The sequence below is a fragment of the Brevibacterium metallidurans genome, from assembly GCF_037101285.1.
GTDB lineage: Bacteria > Actinomycetota > Actinomycetes > Actinomycetales > Brevibacteriaceae > Brevibacterium > Brevibacterium metallidurans.
Genome location: NZ_BAAAAF010000005.1, coordinates 124,390 through 144,083, shown reverse-complemented (window position 1 = coordinate 144,083; position 19,694 = coordinate 124,390). Strand labels below are relative to the sequence as shown.

Genomic DNA, 19,694 nt, shown 5'->3' with positions numbered 1-19,694 from the left:
TACTCGGGCGGACTCTTCCCGATGGAGCGGGCGGCCGTCGCACTGATCACTTGAGCGAAGCCAAGTAACGTCTCCGCCGGAGCCGCCAGCCGAAGAATGCTCCGATCGCGGCACCGACGAAGGGGATGATGAGAAAGGCGTCGAACGACTCGAACTCGAATCGCCACGACCACGGAATCAGGGGGTGGCCGAACGCGGCATTGAAGGCGATGAGACCGGCGACCACACCGATGTAGAGAAGCGTGGCGATGAGCTCGATCGGCCGGGCGGCGTTGCGCGCGAGGCCTGACTGCGACTGGAGCTCGACGCCTCGACGTCGCGCATAGCCGGTCGCGATGAGGCGCGGAATATCGGCGGTGACCATGATGAGCACGGCGGCGAAGAGAAGCCCGGACGCGAGGAGGACGAGCGCAACTGCAAGGGCGATCCAACGGAATGCCGAATAGCCGACGGCCAGAGCTCGAACGATGACCTGCTGCTCGCGTTCGTCGCTCAAGGGCATGTGATCGATGCCGGCGCTGCGTTCGAGAGTGTCGTCGATCCGCGACCACGATGAGCGACGCCCGCCGGAGGCAGTCTCGTCTGGGTTGCGATCATGCGAACTCATGGGGATCGGTCCTTCCTTGTCGGAGTCGGCGGGTCCTGGGTCGAGAACAGCTCCTCGACGCTCGACTCCAGGGTCGCGGCAATGCGCAGTGCGAGGTAGACACTCGGTGAGTAGTCCCCGCCTTCGATCGCGATGACCGTCTGTCGGGAGACACCGACCGCCTCGGCGAGGTGGGCCTGAGTCAGGCCGAGCTCACGGCGCCGCGCACGCAGGCGAGTGAGCATCTTCGACACCTTTCCTTCCGCATCGCCGTGATCGTCAGTTGCGTTGAACAAGTCAAAGATCTTTGACATTGTCACCGTTTCACAGTTCTTGCGCGTCCACAAACAGGCGGCCGTCCCGAGTCCACGAACAGAGGCATTACGCAGGGCGGCATGCAGGAGTATCGTCGTCATCACCGGGTCCGGAGGAGGTCGTATGAATGCTGAGCACGATCCGATCTCCCTCGCCCAGGCATTCGCGCGTGTGCCCCGGAGGCGCTTCCTTCCCGATGATCAGCAGGGGTGGGCTGAGAGCAACATCCCGCTCGAGATCGGATGCGATCAGACGAACTCGCAGCCGAGCACCGTCGCCGACATGCTCACGCTCCTCGAGGTCTCTCCGGGGCAGCGGGTCCTCGACCTCGGCTCGGGCTCGGGCTGGACGACGGCGCTCCTCGGCGTCCTCGTCGGTGAGAAGGGAAGCGTCGTCGGAGTCGAACGGCACCGGGAACTCCTCGACGGTGCGATCGCTGCCTGTGACGGTCTCGGGATCGAGTCGATCGAGTTCGCCGAGGCGGTCGCCGGGACTCTCGGCCTGCCCGAGCGAGCCCCGTTCGATCGGATCCTCGTCTCCGCCGGTGCCGCCAACCTGCCTGACAGCCTCGTCGCCCAGCTGGGTGTCGGGGGAGTGATGGTCATCCCGGTCGCAGGTGAGATGCTGCGCGTCGAACGCGCCGGCGAGGCCGGTGATGCCGTGTCGATCACCCGACATGGCCGCTACCGCTTCGTCCCCCTCATCGTGGAGTGACCGCACTTCGAGCGGCAGGCCACTCGTGGCCCCGCCGGCCCGGCGCTAGACGAGCGAGTCGCGCCACGCGCGGTGGAGCTGCGCGAACCGGCCCGTGCCGGAGATGAGCTCATCGGGCGTGCCGTCCTCGACGATGCGCCCGGCATCCATGACGAGCACCCTGTCGGCGATCTCGACGGTCGAGAGGCGGTGGGCGATGATGATCGCCGTCCTGCCCTCGAGCACCGTCGCCAGCGCCTTCTGCACGAGCCGCTCGGACGGGATGTCGAGGTGCGCGGTCGCCTCGTCGAGGACGACGACGTCAGGATCGGCGAGGAAGACACGGGCGAAGGACACCAGCTGCCGCTGCCCCGAGCTCAGCCGCCCGCCGCGCTTCTTCACATCCGTGTCGTAGCCGTTCGGCAGGCGACGGATGTAAGCGTCGAGGCCGACGGCGGTGGCCGCGGCGACGACCTCCTCATCGGTGGCCTCGGGGTTGCCGATGCGGATGTTGTCCGCGATCGTTCCCGCGAAGAGGAACGACTCCTGCGTGACCATGACGACGCTCGAGCGCAGTTCCGCATCGTCGAGGTCCCGCAGGTCGACCTCGTCGAGGCTGACTGTGCCCTCGGAAGGATCGTAGAACCGGGTGACGAGCTTGACCAGCGTCGACTTGCCCGCCCCGGTCGCCCCGACGAGCGCGACGATCTGGCCGGCCGGGATCGTGAGATCGAACCGGGGGAGGACATCGGGTCCGTCCGCGTACGCGAAGCGGACGTCGGTGAGAGTGATCGACCGTCCCGTCGCCGAGGCGGTGCCCCCATCCGTCGCCCCCGCCGGGGCGGCACCCCCGTCCGTCGCCCCCACCGAGGCGATACCCGCGGCGCTCTCGACCACCGCATGCGCGGGCAGGTGCTTCGGCGACGTCGGGGGCGGCACGCCCGGGTCGGTGTCGAGGACGGCGGCGATCTTCTCGAGCGCCGCCGAGGCCGACTGGTAGAGGTTGAAGGACTGGACGAGTTCGTCGAGCGGACCGTAGAAGCGGCGCAGGTAGAGGATGAAGGCCGCGAGCACGCCGACCTGCGTCCACCCCTCGATGACGAGCCACGCGCCGAGAACGATGATGACCGTCTGCGTGAGGTTGCCGACCAGACGCGTCCACCCGGCGAACCACGCGACTCCCCGCAGGGCGTCGGTGTTCGCGTCCCGGTACGCCGAATCCTGCTCCCGCAGCGTGCCCCGCCGGTCGGGCTGGCGCCGGTAGGCCTGGACGGCGCGGATACCGCCCATCGTCTCGACGAAGTGGACGATGACCTTCGCGATCGACGTGCGGGTGCGCCGGTAGGCGGCCCGCTGCGTCGAATGCGCTGCCTTCGTGATGAAGAACAGCGGAACGAACCCGGCGAAGACGACGATCGCCAAGGGCACATCGAGGACGATGAGCGTGACGGCGATGAAGAGCATCTGCAGCACCGCGAGCGCGGTCTCGAAGAGCGAGTACGAGAGGAACTGCTGCACGGACTCCATGTCCGAGGTCTGCCGGGACACGAGCCTGCCAGAGGTCGACTTCTCGTGATAGCCCAGGTCGAGCCGCTGGACATGCGTGAAGACCCGCGAGCGCAGCGCGAAGAGGATCTTCTGCGCGGTGATCCCGACCAGCCGGGTCGCCGTGAACGAGCACAGGGCCGCAGCCACCGCCGAGGCGACGAAGAGCACGACCGCCCGCACGAGCGGTCCCGTGTCCCCGTCGACGGCGGCCGGGATGCCCGTGTCGAGGGCATCTGCGATGAAGATCGGTCCGGCCACGAGCGCGGCCGAAGTGAGCACGACGATGACGAGGAGGAAGATCGCCATCGGCAGGTGCGGACGCACGAGCGAGAACAGCAGCGCCCTGGCCTTCGCCGCGATGTCCGGCGGCAGCGCTTCGACCTCGTCGTCGGCGGCGAGTCGCGGAGCGCTCATGCCCGGCCTCCTTCCCTGCTGTCGCTGCCTCCGCCGAGGCTGTCCCCGTCAAGGCTGTCCCCGGGCAGGTCGGCACCCGCCGGGCAGCGTCCCGCCGAGGCGGTCGCTCCGGTGCCCCGCGCCGAGGCGGTCGCCTGCATCCCCGCCCCCATGAGTTCGCGGTAGAGGTCGGAGGTCTCAAGCAGCTCCTCGTGCGTGCCCTGGGCGACGATGCGCCCGGAGTCGAGGACGGCGACGACGTCGGCAAGTGCCGCCGTCGAGGGGCGGTGGGCGATGATGAGGGTGGTCGAATCCGGCAGGATCTCCCGCAGCGCCTGCTGCACCCGGTCCTCCGTGTCGACGTCGACGGCCGAGAGCGGATCGTCGAGGACGAGGATGCGCGGCTTGCCGATCACGGCCCTCGCGAGAGCGAGCCGCTGCCGCTGACCGCCGGAGAGCGAGAGCCCCTGCTCGCCGACCTGCGTGTCGAGCCCCTCGGGCAGGCGGGAGACGAAGTCGGCGGCCGCGGTGATCTCGAGCGCCTGTCGGACCGCGTCGTCATCGGCACCGGGGGAGCCCATGACGACGTTGTCGCGCACGCTCGCGGAGAAGAGGATCGGATCCTCGAAGGACACGGACACGAGATGGCGCAGCTCGTTGACAGGCAGATCGCGGATGTCGGTGCCGTCGATGCGCACGGCCCCGGACGTGACGTCCTGGAGGCGCGGCACGAGCGAGGCGAGCGTCGTCTTGCCCGACCCCGTGGACCCGACGAGCGCCAGGGTCTGACCGGGGGCGACGTGCAGATCGAGGTGCTCGAGGGTGAGCCGGTCGGTGTCGGAGAAGTGGAAGGAGACGTCGTCGAAGGTCAGCTCTCCGCGGTAGCGGCCGACGTCCGGGTCGTCGTCGATACCGCCGCCGGAGTCGGTGATGTCATGCCGGATGTCGATGACCTCCCAGTACCTGCCGGCGGCGGTGATCGACATGAGCGCATCGGCGAGGAGGAAGCCGAGCATCTCGATGGGCATCCGCAGGACCATCGAGATCGTCACGCCCGCGACGACCGTGCCGATCGTCGTCCACCCCTGGACCACGCCCCACGTTCCGACGCCGACGATCCCGGCCTGCCCGAGCGTGGGCAGGAGGATGAGCACGGCCCAGAACCACGAGTCCAGCTTCGCCTTGCGCACCTCGAGGCCCTGGAACCTCCGGGAGAGGAGGGCGAAGCGCTCAGCCGCCCAGGGCGAGCGGCCGAAGGATTTGAGGATCCTGATGCCCTGGATCGACTCCTCGACGTCCGTCGTGATCTCCCCGACCGTGTCCTGCGAGAGCCGCGAGGCCTCCCGGTACCGGCGTTCGAACATCGCCGCCGAGACGATCGTCGGCACCGCCATGGCGATGACGATGATGCCGAAGACCGGCTGGAGGGCGAAGAGCATGATCGTGCCGACGAGGAGGACGACCGGGGTGGCGAGCAGGAACGGCAGGCCGAAGGCGAAGAACCGCCGCAGCTGTGAGAGGTCGTTCGTCGCCCGCGAGAGCAGCTGACCGGACTCCCACGAATCGTGGATCGCCACCGAAGTGTACTGGAGGCGGTCGAAGAGCCGGGCCCGCCACCTGATCTCCCAGGCGGAGACGACCGGGGCGACGATCATCCGCCGCGCCCACATCGCCACCGCCTCGGCGATGCCGATCGCCAGGACCCCGAGCACGGGCAGCCACAGGCCCGAGAGGTCGCCGTCGGTGATCGGACCGTCGATGATGTAGCCGGTGATGACCGGGACGACGAGCTGGATGCCGTTCGCGAGCAGGGTGAGCACGAGGACGACAGCGTAGATGCCGATCCGCGATCGCAGATCGGGCCAGAAGCGGAGGAGGGGGCGCACGGACATCAAGCCTAGTCCCGCGGAACCCCTGCGTCTATGGTCTCGCGATGCGGAATTCGGGTCGTCTGAAGTGGGGTTTTATTTATCCGCGAGAGACTCTGGACGGCCTCGCCGAGGTGGTCGCCGGGTCCCGATCTCACCAGACAGGCGTAGGATGTCCCAAATTGCGAGACGTTCGTTTCTGCAGTTTGACTCACTGAGAGGGGCGGTGAACCATTGAGGCATGACTCACCTTCTCGTCGTCGTCATTAGCCAGCGCGCGGATCAACCGTAGCCTGTCATCACGACACGTTCCGCGCGCCCCTACCGAAACCGGAGGGGCTTTTTTCATGCGGGGAACGGTGCGAGCGGGTCAAACCAGGAAGGAAACGAGATGGCAGCCACGCCCCCGGCCCAGAAGGCGGCCGCCGGAACTGCGCAGAGCGCAGCGCCTGCGAAGCCGACCCCGTCCAGCGTGCGAAGGAACTCGGCCCCCGAGGTCCTCACCGGAGCGCAGGCGATCGTCCGCAGCCTCGAGCGCCTCGGCGTCGACACCGTCTTCGGCCTGCCCGGCGGCACCATCCTTCCGACCTACGATCCGCTGTTCGAGACCGACAAGATCCGCCACATCCTCGTCCGCCACGAACAGGGCGCAGGCCACGCCGCCGAAGGGTACGCGGCCGCCTCGGGCAAGCTCGGCGTGTGCATCGCGACCTCCGGGCCCGGGGCGACGAACCTCATCACGGCGCTCGCCGACGCCCACATGGACTCTGTGCCCGTGCTTGCGATCACCGGTCAGCAGTCGTCGAAGCTGCTGGGCACCGACGCCTTCCAGGAGGCCGACATCGTCGGCATGACGATGCCGGTGACCAAGCACAGCTTCCTCATCACCAAGCCTGAGGACATTCCCGCGGCGATCCTCAACGCCGCCCACATCGCCACGACCGGCCGGCCCGGCCCCGTGCTCGTCGACATCACGAAGGACGCCCAGACCGGCACGGCCCCGTTCGTCTGGCCCGAAGAGGCCCAGCTGCCGGGCTACCGGCCGATCCTCAAGCCGCACGCGAAGCAGATCCGCGAGGCCGCGCGCCTCATCTCCGAGGCCCACCGTCCCGTCTTCTACATCGGCGGCGGCGTCATCCGCTCGGAGGCGGAGAAGGAGCTGCTGCGCCTGGCCGAGGCGACGAACATCCCCGTGGTCACCACGCTCATGGCCCGCGGCGCGTTCCCCGACTCCCATCCGCTCCACCTGGGCATGCCGGGCATGCACGGCAGCGTGCCCGCGGTGACCGCGTTCCAGAAGGCCGACCTGCTCATCGCCATCGGCGCCCGCTTCGATGACCGGGTGACCGGCAACCTCGACTCGTTCGCCCCGCACGCGCAGGTCATCCACGCCGACATCGACCCCGCGGAGATCGGGAAGAACCGGGCCGCCGAGGTCGCGATCGTCGGCGACGCCCGTGAGGTGCTCTCGGAGATCCTCACCGAGCTGCGCGGCAAGTACCCGCAGGCCCTCGATCGCCAGCGCGAACCGTGGTGGCGCTTCCTCTCCCGCCTCAAGCGCACGTACCCGCTCGGCTACGAGAAGCACGGCGAACTCTGCGATCCGCAGTACGTCATCTCCCGCATCTCGGCTCTGACCGGCCCCGAGGCGGTCTACGCCGCCGGCGTCGGCCAGCATCAGATGTGGGCTGCGCAGTTCGTCGAATTCGAACGTCCCCGCTCGTGGCTGAACTCCGGGGGACTGGGCACGATGGGCTACTCGGTGCCCGCTGCCATGGGCGCGAAGGTCGCCGAACCCGACCGGGTGGTGTGGGCGATCGACGGCGACGGCTGCTTCCAGATGACCAACCAGGAGCTCGCGACCTGCGCCCTCGACGGCATCCCCATCAAGGTCGCGATCATCAACAACTCCTCCCTGGGCATGGTGCGCCAGTGGCAGACCCTGTTCTACGACGGCCGCTACTCGAACACCGACCTCAACACGGGACATGAGACGATCCGGATCCCGGACTTCGTCAAGCTCGCCGAGGCGTACGGTTGCTTTGCGCTGCGCGTGGACAGCAACGACGACGTCGATGCCGCGATCCAGCAGGCCCTCGAGGTCAACGACCGGCCTGTCGTCCTCGACTTCACGGTCCCGCCCGATGCGATGGTGTGGCCGATGGTCGCCGCCGGGGTCTCGAACGACGAGATCGAATACGCCCGCGGCATCCGCCCCGAGTTCGATGGCGACGGGGACGAGCCCGTGGAATCGGTCATCGAAGAGGGCGACCCCGAGGACAACGACACGCTGCGCTCCGTGGCTCAGATCGAAGGAGGCCTGGAATGAACAGCCGGCACACCCTCTCCGTGCTCGTCGAGAACAAGCCGGGCGTGCTCACGCGCTTCACCGGCCTCATCGCCCGCCGCGGCTTCAACATCCACAGTCTCGCCGTGGGCGTGACCGAGCACGACGAGCTCTCCCGGATCACCGTCGTCGTCGACGTCGGCGACGTCCCGCTCGAGCAGGTGACGAAGCAGCTGAACAAGCTCGTCAACGTCATCAAGATCGTCGAACTCGAACCCGCCTCCTCGGTGCGCCGGGCCCACGTCATCTACAAGGTCAAGGCCAACGCCGCGACCCGGCCGCAGGTCGCGGCTGCCGTGGAGATGTTCCGGGGCTCGATCGTCGACGTCTCGACGGACTCCGTGTGCGTCGAGGCCACCGGCGAACTCGGCAAGGTCGAGGCCCTGCGCGAGGTGCTCGAGCCCTTCGGGATCAAGGAGATCGTCCAGTCGGGCACCGTGGCGATCGGCCGCGGTCCGAAGTCGATCACCGACCGTGCCCTGCGCAGCTGAGCGCGGCCGGCGCGGCCGCGGCACCGAGTCCGCGTTCCATTCCGTGGAACGACAGGCGTCTCAATAAATGAACATCCGTACCGAACTGTGAAACAATGGGGTCATCACCCCGAAACCTCGAAGGAGCACGAACCATGGCAGAACGCTTTTACGACGACGATGCCGACCTGTCCCTGATCCAGGGCAAGAAGGTCGCCGTCATCGGCTACGGCTCGCAGGGCCACGCCCACGCACTGAGCCTGCGCGACTCCGGCGCAGAGGTCCGCATCGGACTCAAGGAGGGGTCGTCGAGCCGTGACAAGGCCGCCGCCGAAGGGCTCGAGGTCGGCACCCCCGCCGAGGTGGCCGCCTGGGCCGATGTCATCACCATCGCCGCCCCCGACCAGGTGCAGGCCGAGATCTTCGAGAACGAGGTCAAGGACCAGCTCACCCCGGGCAAGGCGCTCGTGTTCATCCACGGCTTCAACATCCGCTACGGCTACATCAAGGCCCCCGAGGGCGTCGACGTCGTCATGATCGCCCCGAAGGGACCCGGCCACGTCGTCCGTCGTGAGTACGTCGACGGCCGCGGTGTGCCCGTGCTCGTCGCCGTCGAGGTCGACGCGAGCGGTCAGGCCTGGCAGCTCGCGCTCTCTTACGCGAAGGCCATCGGCGGTCTGCGCGCCGGCGGCATCAAGACGACCTTCACCGAGGAGACCGAGACGGACCTCTTCGGCGAGCAGACCGTGCTCTGCGGCGGCGTCTCGCACCTCGTCCAGTACGGTTTCGAGGTCCTCACCGAGGCCGGCTACCAGCCGGAGATCGCGTACTTCGAGGTCCTCCACGAGCTCAAGCTCATCGTCGACCTCATGGTCGAGGGCGGCATCGCCAAGCAGCGCTGGTCGATCTCCGACACCGCCGAGTACGGCGACTACGTCTCCGGTCCCCGGGTCATCACCCCCGAGGTCAAGGAGAACATGGAGAGCGTGCTCGTCGACATCCAGAACGGCACCTTCGCCGAGCGCTTCATGACCGACCAGAAGAACGGCGGCACGGAGTTCAAGGAGCTGCGCGCCAAGGAGGAGAAGCACCCGATCGAGGCCACGGGCCGTGAGCTGCGGAAGATGTTCGCGTGGCTCAAGGACACCGACGACGACTACACCGAGGGCACCGCCGCTCGCTGATGAGTCGCCGCTGAACGGCGCTGCTGAACGGCACTGACCGAAAGGCACTGACCGAACCGAGGCCGAAGGCGCCGATGGTTTCCATCGGCGCCTTCGGCATGTCCTGGCATCGTTCGGCTACCGACGGCAAACCGCGCCGCGGGGCGACCCCCGGCGAGCGCCGGCCGCCGGCTCCTAAGCCGCGAGCCGCGCCGCCCGCCTGGCCGCCTGGATCCGCGGGTCGGGCACGGGGGCGGACTCGATGAGCTCCCGGGTGTAGGCCTGCCGGGGGTCGGTGAGCACCGTGAGACTCGAGCCCTCTTCGACGATGCGCCCGTCCCGGAGGACGACGACGCTGCTCGCGAGCTGTTCGACGACAGCGAGGTCGTGGCTGATGAACAGGCACGCGAAGTCGTGCGCCTCATGGAGGTCGGCGAGCAGACGGAGGACCCCGCGCTGGACGGAGACGTCGAGGGCCGAGGTCGGTTCGTCGGCGATGAGCAGCTTGGGGTCGAGGACGAGCGCCCGGGCGATCGCCACCCGCTGGCGCTGGCCGCCTGAGAGCTCATGCGGGTAACGCTCGGCGAAGTCGGCGGGCAGCTGGACGTCCTCGAGCAGGGTGCGCACCCGGGCCTCGATCTCCCGGGTGGGAAGGTCGGTGTGGACGCGCAGGGGTTCGGCGATCTGGCTGCCGACCGAGCGCCGCGGATTGAGCGAACCGCGCGGGTCCTGGAAGACGACCCCGACCTCGGCGCGCAGTCTCCGCTGCCGCCGGTTCGACCGCGTCGACACCCGAGTTCCGGCGACGAACGCCTCACCCGAGGTCAGCGCCTGACCGCCGGTGAGAACGTTCGCGATCGTCGACTTCCCCGACCCGGACTCACCGACGAGGCCCATGATCGTGCCCGCCGGGATGCTCAGGCTGACATCGTCGAGGGCGACGACCTGCCGGCCCGAGGTGCGGTGGACGACCGTGGCGTTCCGGAGTTCGGCCGCCGGGACCGGTTCCGAGCCGGTGGTCGACTCCGCGCCGGCGCGGGACCCGGCGTCACCCGAGGACCCGGCGTCCGCCTCGGCGGGAGCGGGCCCACCGCGGTCGACGACGGCCGAGAGCCGGGGGACGGCGGCGAGGAGCTGACGAGTGTACTCGGTGCTCGGGTGGTCGAAGACCTCCGTGACCGAACCGGTCTCGACGATGCGGCCGTCCTTCATCACGGCGACGCGGTCGGCGATGTCGGCGACGACGCCCATGTCGTGGGTGATGAGGAGGACCGCCTGCCCGGCCTGCGCCTGAGCCAGGAGGAGGTCGAGGATGCCGGTCTGGACGGTGACGTCGAGGGCGGTGGTCGGTTCGTCGGCGATGAGGACCTGCGGGTCGTTGATCGTCGCAAGCGCGATCATCGCCCGCTGGAGCTGACCGCCGGAGAGCTCGTGCGGGTAGGCGCGGGCGATCTGCTCGGGATCGCTCAGCCCCACGGTGCGCAGCTGCGCGAGCACCCGCTCCCGGATGTCGGAGGACGACCCCGACCCGCCAGATGACCCCGCCGACCGGCCCGAGGACCCAGCGCTCGCGGCATGCGCACGGACCGCCTCGGCGATCTGACGGCCGATGCGGAACATCGGGTTGAACGCACTCATCGGCTCCTGGAACACCACGCCGATCCGCTCCCCGCGGATCGGCCGCAGCGCCTCGGCGTCGAGGCCGACGAGCTCGATCGCGCCCCCGGCCGGGGTGGGACCGACCGGATCGCGCAGGAGCACCGACCCCGCCTGGCTCGCCCCGGGGACGAGACCGAGCGGGGCGAGCGCGGTGACGGACTTCCCCGACCCCGACTCGCCGACGAGCGCGAGGATCGAACCGGGGACGAGGTCGAAGGAGACCTCCCGGGTGACCTGGCGCGCGCCGAACGCCACCGAGTAGTCCCGGTAACTGAGCGCGGGGATCGGCTCGCTCATCGACTCAGCCCTTCAGGGAGGCCTTGAAGTACACCGGGTAGGCCGGGAACTCGCCGATGATGAAGTTCTCGACGTTCGAGCCGTGGAGGAACGAGTTCCTGTTGTACGTCAGCGGCACGACGGGAGCGTCCTCCATGATCCGCCTGTCCGCCTCGGCCCACACCTTCTGCGCCTCGGCCGGGTCGACGGTCTCTGTCGCCTTCCTGATGAGGGCGTCGACGTCCTTGTTCGAGTAGCGGGAGATGTTGTAATTCCCGCCGCCGATCTGCGAGGAGTCGAAGAGCGGCTGGATGTTGCCGTTGGCCGAGGGGAAGTCCGGCTGCCAGGACCCGAGCGCGAGATCGTAGTCGCCCTGGTCGTCCGTGGCGTCGGCGGAGTACGTGTTCGAGTCCACGGACTTGATCTTCACGTCGATGCCGGCGCGTTTCAGTCCCTGCTGGATGGCCTCGGCCTGGGCGACGAAGGTCGCGGAGTTCTGCGTGAGCAGGGTGAGCGTGCCGAGGTCGGCCCCGGACTCCTTGAGCAGTGACTTCGCCTTCTCGACGTCGCCTGCGGGTTCGGCCGGGTAGAGGTCGTAGTCGACGCGGCCGGGGATGCCCGGGGTGATGAGCGTGGTCGCGAAGTCACCGGAGATCTCCCCGCCACCAGCGATGCGGAACGTGTTCTTGTCCACGGCGTAGTTGATTGCCTGCCGGACCTTGACGTCCTTGAGCGCCCCGCGCTGCGTGTTCATCGCCAGGTACGCGAGCGCACCGGGACCCGAGGTCACGAGCCTCGACTTCGCGTTCGGGTCGCCCTGGACCTGCGCGAGCTGGGAGGCGGGGACGAAGCTGGCGGAGAAGCCGTTCTTCGCATCCCCGGAATCCGAGATGAGCGCCTGCGAGGTCACCGAGGCGTCCTGCCCGAGCTTGAACACGACGGAGTCGGGTCCGGCGGTGCGCACAGGATCCGTGTCCTGGTTCCACTGGTCGTTGCGGGTGAGCACCGCCTCGGCGCCCGAGCGGTTCGATTCGACCTTGTACGGGCCCGAGGCGATCGGGTCGAGACCGTACCTGCTCGGGTCGTCCTTGTCCTCGGGGACGGGGGAGAAGGCCGGCATCGAGACGATCCACGGGAAGTCGCCGAAGGACGAGTTGAGGCGGAAGACGATCGTCTTGTCGTCCGGGGTCTCGATCGACTTGAGGTCCTCGCCCTTGAACGGTCCCTGGTATTCGGCACCGCCTTCGAGGAGCCCCTTGTGATAGCTCAGGCCGCCGGAGAGTTCGGTGGAGAAGGAGCGTTCGATGCCGTACTTGATGTCCTTCGTCGTGATCGGATCACCGGTCTCGTACTTCAGTCCGTCCTTGAGCGTGAACGTCCACGTCTTCCCGTCGTCGCTGACCCTGCCGGTGTCCGTGGCGAGGTCGGGCACGACCTTGCCGGGCTTGTCCGGCTGGATGTCCCACGTCGTCAGACGCCGGTGGACGAGGGAGAGCGAGGTGATCGCCAGGCCCTGGCTCTTGCCGGGGTCGAAGTCGATGTCGGGGTCCTCGGAGAAGATGTTGAGCGTGCCGCCCTTCGTCGTCTCGCCCAGCGTGTTGCCCTGCGAGTCGTCGTTCAGCCCCGGGTTGGCGTTGCATCCGGTGAGGACGAGGCCGAGGGCGAGTGTTGCGGCGGCGAGGCCGATGCGTTTCATGATGGTCCTTTGCGTGGAGTGAGGTCTGAGGTGGTCGGAGGCTGGGGGCGCGGACATCGGCGCCGGTCGGGGGCGCGTCGAATCGGGCGTCTCATCGTGCGGCCCCGATCCGCGGGTCGAGGAGCGAATAGCTCAGGTCAGCGAGGAGGTTGGCGATGATGACGACGGCCGCGGCGAAGAGCGTGACCCCGACGATGACCTGGATGTCGAGGGCGGAGACGGATTCGAGCAGCAGCGTGCCCACCCCGCCGAGGGCGAAGACCTTCTCCGTGATCACCGCCCCGCCCAGCAGACCGCCGATGTCGATCGCGAACAGCGTCGTCAGGGGCACGACCAGGTTGCGCAGCCCGTGCTTGCCGACGACGACGGTCTCGCTCAGGCCCTTCGCCCGGGCCGTGCGGATGTAGTCCTGGCTGAGCACCTCGAGCATCTGCCCCCGCGTGAGCCGGGCGTAGATCGCCCCGTTGGCGATCGCGAGCACCACCCACGGCAGGATGAGGTGGAAGGCCCACAGCGCCGGATTCTCCGTGAGCGGGACGTACCCGCCGATCGGCAGGACGTTGAGGGTGAAGCCGAAGAGGAGCACGCCGAGGAGGCCGAGCAGGTACGTCGGGGCCGAGATCCCCGTGATCGCCGCCCCCATGACCGCGGAGTCGGTGAACGTGCCCCGCTTGAGTGCGGCGATGAGGCCCGCGGCGATGCCGCCGATCGCCCAGAGCACCGCGGCGCCGAGGGTGAGCGAGAGCGTCACCGGCAGACGCTGGATGATGAGATCGGTGACCGAGTCGCGCAGCCGGAACGAGTACCCGAAGCACGGCGCGTTGCAGTGGATGGCGGTGGCGCCCTCACCGAAGGTGCGCCCGCCGATGATGCCGGCGAGGAAGTCTCCGAGCTGCTTCCACCAGGCCTGGTCGACGCCGAGGTAGCGCTCCACCTCGGCGAGGCGCTCCGGGGAGCAGGGCTTGCCGCATGAGAGCTGGGCGGGGTTGGTGGGCATGAGGTAGAAGATCGCGAAGCAGGCGGCGGCGATGAGGATGAGGACGACGATCGCCCCGAGGATCCGGGAGACGATGAAACGCAGCTTCACGGCTGACCTCCCGCGCTCATGGGGTCGATCCGGGCGGCCTCACCCGTGCGGTTCTCGGCGGGGTCGAGGGCGTCGCGGAGGCCGTCGCCGAACATGTTGAACCCGAGCGTGACGAGGAAGAGCGCCATGCCGGGGAAGATGAGGTACATCGGGTCGACCTGGACCCAGGAGATCGCGTCGGAGATCGACCGACCCCACGAGGGCGTGGGCGGGGAGACGCCGACGCCGAGAAAGGACAGGGCCGCCTCGGCGCCGATCTTGCCGGGGATCGAGACGGTCGTGAAGACGATGACGGTGGCGACGATGTTCGGCAGGATCTCCCGGACGATGATGCGCGCGCTGCCGGTGCCCTGGGCGGCCGCGGCCCGGACGAAGCCGCGTTCGCGCAGGGACAGGGTCTCGCTGCGCACGACGCGGGCCACCGGCGGCCAGCCGAAGAACCCGATGACGAGGATGAGCAGGAGCGGGCGCGGGAAGCTCGCGGGCACCGTCGCCGAGAGCGCGATCGCGAAGATGAGGAACGGGAAGCCGAAGACGATGTCGGTCAGCCGGGACAGCAGCCGGTCGGCGAGGTGACCGTAGAAGCCGGCGATGAGTCCGATCGCCACGCCGACGATGACGGAGACGACGGTCGCGGCGAGGCCGATGAGCAGGGAGACCTGCGCGCCGTAGCTGACGATCGCGAAGAGGTCGCGTCCCGTGCGCGGTTCGACCCCGAACCAGTGCTGAGCACTCATCCCGCCCAGCGGTCCCGCGGGAGCCGTGTCGGGGCCGAGCAGCTCGGGGTTGTAGGCGTACGGGCTGTTGCCGGTGAGGGCCGCGAACACCGGGGCGAGGACCGCGAGGAGGACGAAGACGACGACGAGTCCGAGGCCGATCATCGCCGGCCGGGAGCGCTTGAGCCGCGACCACACGCCGTCTGCGCGGCGGCTGCGGCCGGGTGGGGCTGTCGTCATCGTGGTCCTTCGATTCGTGGTCGCTCGGACGGGCGGTGGGCGTGCGTCCGGGATCGCCGAACTGCTCAACAATTATGCGCCTGATCGTCCTCTGTGCAAAGTCATGAAGTTCCGTGACAAGGTCCAGGTCAGCGCGCCGGTGCTAGAGTCGCAGGCAGGGAACGGCAGGCCGGTCGACGAGGAAGGCGACATTGTGACGAACTACCGCTTCGAGAGCTTCACCCCCGCCTTCGACGCCTCGACCGGCGAACCGGACGAGCGGACGAAGGGCTACTTCGCCTCGACGAGCGTCGGCTTCCACGACTCCCGGTCCACCGAGGCGGCGCTGAAGAACCGCGTCCAGCGCGCGATCGACGACGGCCGGCACCTCACCGCGGTCTATGCGGACAGCGAATACGAGTACGCGCTGGGCGCCGACATCCCCGTGGCGACCTTCGCGTGGTTCGACAAGCTCGTCAACGTCGGCGGCGGCCGGCTCGTCCCGGCCCACCTCATCACGTGGGTGACGGTGCGGCCCACGCACCGCAGGCGGGGTCTGCTGCGGTCGATGATGACGACCGACCTCGCCGAGGCGAAGGCCGCCGGCTACCCGTTCGCCGCACTCACCGCGACCGAAGGCGGCATCTACTCCCGGTACGGCTTCGGAGTCGCGACGTGGTCGCATGCGATCGAGGTCGACACCTCGCCGGGCTTCCAGATGATCCGCGAACCCGACCGGCGGGTCGAGATGTGCCTGCCGAGCGTCCTGCGCGAGCTCGCCCCGAAGATCTACGGCGAGTTCATGCGCACTTCGCCCGGGGCCATGGAACGGCAGCAGACCTACATCGAACGCGCCACCGGCGACCTCAACCCGGAGACCGGGGAGGCCGACCGCGGGGTGCGGGCGGCCCTCCACTTCGGTGAGGACGGGGAACCCGACGGCTATGTGTCCTACAAGTTCGCCGGCTGGTCGGTCAAACCGCCGACGATCGAGCTCATCGACTTCGTCGCCGCCACCGATGCGGCCTATGCCTCCCTGTGGTCGTTCCTCGCCGCGATCGACCTCTCGAGCCGGGTGACGTTCGGCGAATCCGCCGAGGACTCGCCGCTGCCGTGGCTGCTCACGGACTCCCGGCGGGTGCGCACGACGTCGACGGAGGACAACATCTGGATCCGCGTCCTCGACGTCAAGGCCGCACTCGAGGCCAGGCCCTGGTACGTCGCGGGCGAGCTCGTGCTCGAGATCGACGATCCGCAGGAGCTGGCCGGAGGGAAGTTCCGGATCACCGCGGACGGGGAGAACGCGACCGTCGAGACGGCCTCGGAGTCGACGCCGGCCGACCTCAGCCTCGGCATCGCCGAACTCGGCTCCCTCTACTTCGGCGGCGCCGACCCCGTCATCCTCGTCCGCGCCGGACGCATCGAGGAGAACACGCCGGGGGCCGCCGTGCAGGCGAGCGCAATGTTCAGCCTCGGCCGGATGCCGTACTCGCCCAACGGGTTCTGAGGGACGCGCGGGGACTGCGCGGGGAGCACAACCTCGGTCGACGTCCTCTCTCGGCCCCCGGACGACGTTCCCAGATCCTGAGACTTTGTGAAAGCTTTCACTCACTCTCATAGGATGAACCCGTCCCGGATCCCTAAGGAGTAACCAGTGCCCAAGCCCATTGTGCTCATCGCCGAAAACCTGTCACCGGCCACCATCGACGCACTCGGAGGCGACTTCGAGATCCGTCACACCGACGGCGCTGACCGCTCCCAGCTTCTCTCCGCCATCGCCGATGCCGATGCCATCCTCGTCCGCTCGGCCACGCAGGTCGACGCCGAGGCGATCGCGGCCGCGAAGTCGCTCAAGGTCATCGCCCGCGCCGGCGTCGGTCTCGACAACGTCGACGTCCCCGCTGCCACCTCGGCGGGCGTCATGGTCGTCAACGCCCCGACGTCGAACATCATCTCCGCCGCCGAGCTGACGATGGCCCACATCCTCGCCTCCGCCCGCTACTTCGGCGCCGGCAACTCCTCGCTCAAGGCGGGGGAGTGGAAGCGCTCGAAGTTCACCGGCGTCGAACTCTACGAGAAGACGCTGGGCATCATCGGCCTCGGCCGCATCGGCGGACTCGTCGCCGAGCGCGCGAAGGCCTTCGGGATGCGCCTGGTCGGCTACGACCCCTACATCACGCAGGCCCGCGCCGCGCAGATGGGCGTCGAGGTGCTCGACCTGCCGGGCCTGCTCGCGGTCTCCGACTTCGTCACCGTGCACATGCCCAAGACGCCGGAGACCCTCGGCATGATCAGCACCGAGCAGTTCGCGCAGGCCAAGCCCGGTGCCCGCTTCGTCAACGTCGCCCGCGGCGGCATCATCGATGAGGAGGCCCTCGCCGAGGCGGTCGCCGCCGGCACCGTGGGCGGGGCCGGTATCGACGTGTGGAACGTCGAACCGCCCGAGCACTCGACGCTCATGGAGCTCGACGCCGTCAACGTCACCCCCCACCTCGGCGCTTCGACGGCCGAGGCCCAGGAGAAGGCCGGCGTCGCGGTCGCGAAGTCCGTGCGCAAGGCGCTCGCCGGGGAACTCGTGCCCGATGCGGTCAACGTCGCCGGCGGCGCGATCCACGAGGACGTCCGTCCCGGCATCCCGCTCGCCGAGCGACTCGGCCGGGTCGTCAATGCGCTCGCGGAGTCCTCGGTCACGCACTTCAAGGTCGAGGTCAACGGCGAGATCGCGGACAAGGACGTCTCCGTCCTCAAGCTCTCGGCGCTCAAGGGACTGTTCAAGGACGTCGTGTCCGACCAGGTCTCGTACGTCAACGCCCCGCTGCTCGCCGAGGAGCGGGGGATCGGCGTCGAGCTCACCACGGATCCGTACTGCGAGTCCTTCCGCAACATCACCCGCCTGACCGCGACGACCGGCGACGGTCAGCGGATCACGGTCGCGGGCACCGTGACGGGGCCGAAGCTCGTCCAGAAGCTCACCGAGGTCGACGGCTTCGACCTCGAGATCGAGCTCACCGACAACCTGCTCATCTTCCGCTACGAGGACCGTCCCGGCATCATCGGCCAGCTCGGCCTCGCGCTCGGGGCGAACGAGATCAACATCGCCGGGATGCAGGTCTCGCCCTCGGACGAAGGCAATGAGGCGCTCTCGGTCATGGCCGTCGACTCGGCTGTGCCCGAAGAGGTCGTCCGGACCGTGGCCGGGGCCGTCAATGCATCGGCGTTCTCTGCGGTCTCACTGCAGGAGGACTGAGCCGCGCGGGTCACCGTTCAGGCGCCGGTCACCGCCTATGATGGTCTGCGCACGACGATCGTCGTGCGCAGACCATCGCCGGTCCGGTGATGTGCGTGCGCGTCACCGCGCCTGCGAGCACACCACGAAGGAACCCATGACCGACTCTGCATCGTCCCCTCATTCCTCGACCGCACCGACCCGCCGTTCCGCCAACGGCCTCGGCGACCTCTCCCAGCCGCTGCCGGGCGCGAGCCTCAAGCAGGCTGCCGGACGGTTCTTCAAGAAGTACACGACCTTCACCGGTCGCGCCTCGCGCAGCGAGTTCTGGTGGTCCTACCTGCTCGTCGCCGTGCTCACGCTCGTTCCCTACATCCTCGTCATCGCCGGCGTCTCGATCGGCACCGCCTGGGCGGCGGCCAACCCGAAGGTCACCGAGCTCGGCGTCGATGCGAACGGCGAAGCGATCACCTTCGAACAGTCCCCGGGCATCATGAACCATGCCCCTGCGGCGACGCTCATCATCATCGGCCTCGTGCTGCTGTTCCTCGTCTTCCTCGCCGTCATCGTGCCCTTCCTCGCCGTCACGGTGCGCCGCCTCCACGACGCGAACATGCCCGGGCCGATGATCTTCCTCATCCTCATCCCGTTCGTCGGTTCGCTCATCGTGCTCGTCCTCATGTTCTTCGCCTCGAAGCCCGAAGGCGCGCGCTTCGACGTCCGGAACTGAGCCGCCGAGCTACCGGCGCAGGGCGGGCAGCCTGGTCCGCGCGGCGATGACCGTCCAGAACGCATCGGCGAGGACGACGACGGTGAGCCCGAGCAGTACCCCGGCGATCGTGTCGGTGAGCCAGTGGACCTGGAGGGCCGTGCGCGACCACATCATCGCCAGGATCCACACCGCCGCCAGCGCGAACGGCCAGTGGAATCTCCACCGGGTGGGATCGGCGCTGCGGTCCATGTGCGCGCGGGTCGCGATGAGCGCAAGTCCCATCGCGAGCGCCGTCGCCCCCATCGCATGCCCCGAAGGGTAGGAGAAGCCGAGCGAATCGTAGAGCTGGTCGTGCGGTCTCGGCCGCATGACCAGCGCTTTGATGATCTCGGATAGGGCCACGCCGAGGAGCATCGTCGTCACGAGGACGACCGCTGCCCGGAACCGGCGCAGGAGGACGAGGAGGGCGGCAGCCAGACCTGTGCAGATCATGGCGCCGTTGACCCCGCCCACCTCGGCGAGGGTGACGGCGATCCAGTACGGCACGGAACCGACGTCGAGGCCGACGAGGTGGAGCCAGCGTTCGTCGACGACGGTGCCCGCGGTGCCGCTCAGGCGCAGCCACAGGCCGAAGCCGAGGACCACCGCCATCGCGGGCAGGGTCGCCCACAGCGTCCACGTGGGAAGGGGGACGATGGGGCGAGGGGAGTCTGTGGGCGG

The 19,694-nt window shown here is 68.6% G+C and carries 16 protein-coding genes; 7 read left to right on the top strand and 9 right to left on the bottom strand.

Annotated features, from left to right (window positions below):
* Positions 1 to 46: 46 nt before the first annotated feature.
* A complete protein-coding gene (locus tag AACX88_RS08605; protein ID WP_339392623.1) occupies positions 47 to 607 on the bottom strand; it encodes a hypothetical protein in 561 nt (186 codons plus the stop codon).
* Positions 604 to 831 carry a helix-turn-helix transcriptional regulator gene (locus tag AACX88_RS08600; RefSeq protein ID WP_339392622.1) on the bottom strand — a complete coding sequence of 76 codons (228 nt, stop codon included), beginning with the start codon at positions 829 to 831 and terminating at the stop codon, positions 604 to 606. The genes AACX88_RS08605 and AACX88_RS08600 overlap by 4 nt, the downstream gene beginning before the upstream one ends.
* 193 nt (positions 832 to 1,024) lie before the next feature.
* On the opposite strand from AACX88_RS08600, the gene AACX88_RS08595 reads away from it, so the two are divergent.
* Complete coding sequence (locus AACX88_RS08595; RefSeq protein ID WP_339392621.1) at positions 1,025 to 1,615, top strand: protein-L-isoaspartate O-methyltransferase family protein; 591 nt, start codon at positions 1,025 to 1,027, stop codon at positions 1,613 to 1,615.
* A 45-nt stretch (positions 1,616 to 1,660) separates the two neighbouring features.
* Here the strand turns inward: AACX88_RS08595 and AACX88_RS08590 are convergent, their stop codons facing one another.
* Both AACX88_RS08590 and AACX88_RS08585 read right to left on the bottom strand, forming a co-directional pair.
* Positions 1,661 to 3,556: an ABC transporter ATP-binding protein gene (locus tag AACX88_RS08590; RefSeq protein WP_339392620.1), complete on the bottom strand. Its 1,896-nt coding sequence runs from the start codon at positions 3,554 to 3,556 to the stop codon at positions 1,661 to 1,663.
* Entirely contained in the window at positions 3,553 to 5,427 is a 1,875-nt protein-coding gene (locus AACX88_RS08585) for an ABC transporter ATP-binding protein (protein WP_339392619.1), read from the bottom strand. Before AACX88_RS08585 ends, AACX88_RS08590 begins: the two co-directional genes overlap by 4 nt.
* 367 nt (positions 5,428 to 5,794) lie before the next feature.
* On the opposite strand from AACX88_RS08585, the gene AACX88_RS08580 reads away from it, so the two are divergent.
* The 3 genes from AACX88_RS08580 (at position 5,795) to ilvC (ending at position 9,404) form a co-directional block, all read left to right on the top strand.
* A complete protein-coding gene (locus AACX88_RS08580; protein ID WP_339392618.1) occupies positions 5,795 to 7,732 on the top strand; it encodes an acetolactate synthase large subunit in 1,938 nt (645 codons plus the stop codon).
* Entirely contained in the window at positions 7,729 to 8,241 is a 513-nt protein-coding gene (gene ilvN, locus AACX88_RS08575) for an acetolactate synthase small subunit (protein ID WP_339392617.1), read from the top strand. Before AACX88_RS08580 ends, ilvN begins: the two co-directional genes overlap by 4 nt.
* Positions 8,242 to 8,375: 134 nt before the next feature.
* Positions 8,376 to 9,404, top strand: a complete 1,029-nt coding sequence (gene ilvC, locus AACX88_RS08570) for a ketol-acid reductoisomerase (RefSeq protein ID WP_339392616.1) — start codon at positions 8,376 to 8,378, stop codon at positions 9,402 to 9,404.
* Between the two features lie 174 nt (positions 9,405 to 9,578).
* Here ilvC and AACX88_RS08565 read toward each other — a convergent pair whose 3' ends face one another.
* From AACX88_RS08565 to AACX88_RS08550, 4 genes are all read right to left on the bottom strand, one after another.
* Positions 9,579 to 11,339: a dipeptide ABC transporter ATP-binding protein gene (locus AACX88_RS08565; protein WP_339392615.1), complete on the bottom strand. Its 1,761-nt coding sequence runs from the start codon at positions 11,337 to 11,339 to the stop codon at positions 9,579 to 9,581.
* Positions 11,340 to 11,343: 4 nt separating this feature from the next.
* Positions 11,344 to 13,014 carry an ABC transporter substrate-binding protein gene (locus AACX88_RS08560; protein ID WP_339392614.1) on the bottom strand — a complete coding sequence of 557 codons (1,671 nt, stop codon included), beginning with the start codon at positions 13,012 to 13,014 and terminating at the stop codon, positions 11,344 to 11,346.
* Between the two features lie 91 nt (positions 13,015 to 13,105).
* A complete protein-coding gene (locus tag AACX88_RS08555) occupies positions 13,106 to 14,101 on the bottom strand; it encodes an ABC transporter permease (RefSeq protein WP_339392613.1) in 996 nt (331 codons plus the stop codon).
* Complete coding sequence (locus AACX88_RS08550; RefSeq protein WP_339392612.1) at positions 14,098 to 15,057, bottom strand: ABC transporter permease; 960 nt, start codon at positions 15,055 to 15,057, stop codon at positions 14,098 to 14,100. Before AACX88_RS08550 ends, AACX88_RS08555 begins: the two co-directional genes overlap by 4 nt.
* Before the next feature lie 103 nt (positions 15,058 to 15,160).
* Between AACX88_RS08550 and AACX88_RS08545 the strand changes: the two genes are divergently transcribed.
* The 3 genes from AACX88_RS08545 to AACX88_RS08535 all read left to right on the top strand — a co-directional run bounded on the left by AACX88_RS08545 (position 15,161) and on the right by AACX88_RS08535 (position 18,992).
* Positions 15,161 to 16,543, top strand: a complete 1,383-nt coding sequence (locus AACX88_RS08545) for a GNAT family N-acetyltransferase (protein WP_339392611.1) — start codon at positions 15,161 to 15,163, stop codon at positions 16,541 to 16,543.
* Between the two features lie 147 nt (positions 16,544 to 16,690).
* Positions 16,691 to 18,283 carry a phosphoglycerate dehydrogenase gene (gene serA, locus AACX88_RS08540; RefSeq protein WP_339392610.1) on the top strand — a complete coding sequence of 531 codons (1,593 nt, stop codon included), beginning with the start codon at positions 16,691 to 16,693 and terminating at the stop codon, positions 18,281 to 18,283.
* A 136-nt stretch (positions 18,284 to 18,419) separates the two neighbouring features.
* A complete protein-coding gene (locus AACX88_RS08535) occupies positions 18,420 to 18,992 on the top strand; it encodes a DUF805 domain-containing protein (RefSeq protein WP_339392609.1) in 573 nt (190 codons plus the stop codon).
* Positions 18,993 to 19,001: 9 nt separating this feature from the next.
* Here the strand turns inward: AACX88_RS08535 and AACX88_RS08530 are convergent, their stop codons facing one another.
* On the bottom strand, positions 19,002 to 19,625 hold the full coding sequence (locus AACX88_RS08530) for a phosphatase PAP2 family protein (protein ID WP_339392608.1): 624 nt from the start codon (positions 19,623 to 19,625) through the stop codon (positions 19,002 to 19,004).
* Positions 19,626 to 19,694: the final 69 nt, after the last annotated feature.

Excerpts from the sequence above, each read along its gene's own strand:
- AACX88_RS08605 (WP_339392623.1), bottom strand. The coding sequence starts at position 607 with ATGAGTTCGCATGATCGCAACCCAGACGAGACTGCCTCCGGCGGGCGT.
- AACX88_RS08600 (WP_339392622.1), bottom strand. The coding sequence starts at position 831 with ATGCTCACTCGCCTGCGTGCGCGGCGCCGTGAGCTCGGCCTGACTCAG.
- AACX88_RS08595 (WP_339392621.1), top strand. The coding sequence starts at position 1,025 with ATGAATGCTGAGCACGATCCGATCTCCCTCGCCCAGGCATTCGCGCGT.
- AACX88_RS08590 (WP_339392620.1), bottom strand. The coding sequence starts at position 3,556 with ATGAGCGCTCCGCGACTCGCCGCCGACGACGAGGTCGAAGCGCTGCCG.
- AACX88_RS08585 (WP_339392619.1), bottom strand. The coding sequence starts at position 5,427 with ATGTCCGTGCGCCCCCTCCTCCGCTTCTGGCCCGATCTGCGATCGCGG.
- AACX88_RS08580 (WP_339392618.1), top strand. The coding sequence starts at position 5,795 with ATGGCAGCCACGCCCCCGGCCCAGAAGGCGGCCGCCGGAACTGCGCAG.
- ilvN (WP_339392617.1), top strand. The coding sequence starts at position 7,729 with ATGAACAGCCGGCACACCCTCTCCGTGCTCGTCGAGAACAAGCCGGGC.
- ilvC (WP_339392616.1), top strand. The coding sequence starts at position 8,376 with ATGGCAGAACGCTTTTACGACGACGATGCCGACCTGTCCCTGATCCAG.
- AACX88_RS08565 (WP_339392615.1), bottom strand. The coding sequence starts at position 11,339 with ATGAGCGAGCCGATCCCCGCGCTCAGTTACCGGGACTACTCGGTGGCG.
- AACX88_RS08560 (WP_339392614.1), bottom strand. The coding sequence starts at position 13,014 with ATGAAACGCATCGGCCTCGCCGCCGCAACACTCGCCCTCGGCCTCGTC.
- AACX88_RS08550 (WP_339392612.1), bottom strand. The coding sequence starts at position 15,057 with ATGACGACAGCCCCACCCGGCCGCAGCCGCCGCGCAGACGGCGTGTGG.
- AACX88_RS08545 (WP_339392611.1), top strand. The coding sequence starts at position 15,161 with ATGAAGTTCCGTGACAAGGTCCAGGTCAGCGCGCCGGTGCTAGAGTCG.
- AACX88_RS08535 (WP_339392609.1), top strand. The coding sequence starts at position 18,420 with ATGACCGACTCTGCATCGTCCCCTCATTCCTCGACCGCACCGACCCGC.
- AACX88_RS08530 (WP_339392608.1), bottom strand. The coding sequence starts at position 19,625 with ATGGCGGTGGTCCTCGGCTTCGGCCTGTGGCTGCGCCTGAGCGGCACC.